This is a genomic window from Pseudonocardia pini (assembly GCF_013870575.1).
Taxonomy (GTDB): Bacteria; Actinomycetota; Actinomycetes; order Mycobacteriales; family Pseudonocardiaceae; genus Pseudonocardia; species Pseudonocardia pini.
In genome coordinates, this window is sequence record NZ_JACBXB010001119.1 from 1 (window position 1) to 1,294 (window position 1,294).

The 1,294-nt window shown below is 74.3% G+C and carries 2 protein-coding genes; both read left to right on the plus strand.

The genetic code is table 11. The features are described from left to right. Positions 1-904 (plus strand): TIGR03617 family F420-dependent LLM class oxidoreductase (locus H5J29_RS33055; RefSeq protein WP_181784816.1); only part of this gene is annotated, 904 nt, incomplete at its 5' end. Further along, positions 901-1,294, plus strand: a 394-nt coding sequence (locus H5J29_RS33060; protein WP_181784817.1) for an enoyl-CoA hydratase-related protein, incomplete at its 3' end; no start/stop codon positions are given. The genes H5J29_RS33055 and H5J29_RS33060, both read left to right, overlap by 4 nt.

Sequence of the window (1,294 nt, forward strand, 5' to 3'; positions counted from 1 at the left end):
CCTGGCCCTCGCCCTTGCCGCCACCGTGACCGAGCGGGTGGACCTGGGCACGTCGATCGCGCTGGCGTTCGCCCGCAACCCGATGAGCCTCGCCTCGACCGCGCACGGCCTGCAGGCGCTCTCCGGCGGCAGGCTGCAGCTCGGGCTGGGCTCGCAGGTCAAGGCGCACATCACCCGCCGGTTCTCGATGCCGTGGTCGCAGCCCGCCGCGCGGATGCGCGAGTACGTGCTGGCGCTGCGGGCGATCTGGGCCTCGTGGGCGGACGGGACCCCGCTGGACTTCGCGGGCGAGTTCTACACCCACACCCTGATGACGCCGATGTTCGTCCCCGAGCCGCACGGGTTCGGGCCGCCGCGGATCCTGCTCGCCGCCGTCGGGTCCGCGATGACCGCGACCGCGGGCGAGGTCGCCGACGGCCTGCTCTGCCACGGCTTCACCACCGAGCGGTACCTGCGCGAGGTCACCGTGCCCGCGCTCGAGCGGGCCCGCGGCCGTGCGCTCGGCGGGGACTTCGCCCTGGTCGGGTCCCCGATGGTGGTAACGGGCAGCACCGAGCAGGCCTTCGAGGGGGCGCTGCGCGGCGCCCGGAGGCAGATCGCCTTCTACGGCTCGACGCCCGCCTACCGCGGGGTGCTGGAGCTGCACGGCTGGGGTGCGCTCGGCGAGGAGCTGCACGCACTCTCCCGGCAGGGGGAGTGGGAGCGGATGGCCACCCTGGTCGACGACGACGTGCTGGGCGCCTTCGCCGTCGTCGGCGAGCCGGACGCGATCGCCCCCGAGCTGCTCCGTCGCTACGGCGACCTCTTCGACCGCTGCTCGCTCTACACGCCCTACGAGGGCGACCCGACCCTGCTGGACGAGATCGCGCGCCGGGTGCGCGCCGGATCGGTGGTACGCACATGAGCCCGGTGGTGCTGACCGAGGACCGCGGTGCGGTCCGGATCCTCACGATGAACCGTCCCGAGGCGCGCAACGCGCTCGGTGGCGACCTGATCGAGACCCTGTACGCGGCGCTGCGGGAGGCGGACGAGGCCGAGTCCGTGCGCGCCGTCGTGCTCACGGGGGCCGACCCGGCGTTCTGCGCGGGCGTCGACCTCAAGCAGGCCGCCGCCGAGGGCGCCGCCTACTTCCGCAGGCACCGCGACACGCCGGCGATCGAGCAGGTGGGCCTGATGCGCACGCCGATCGTCGGCGCGGTCAACGGGCCCGCGTTCACCGGCGGCCTCGAGATCGCCCTGGGCTGCGACTTCCTCGTCGCCTCGGAGAGGGCGCTGTTCGCGGACACCCACACCC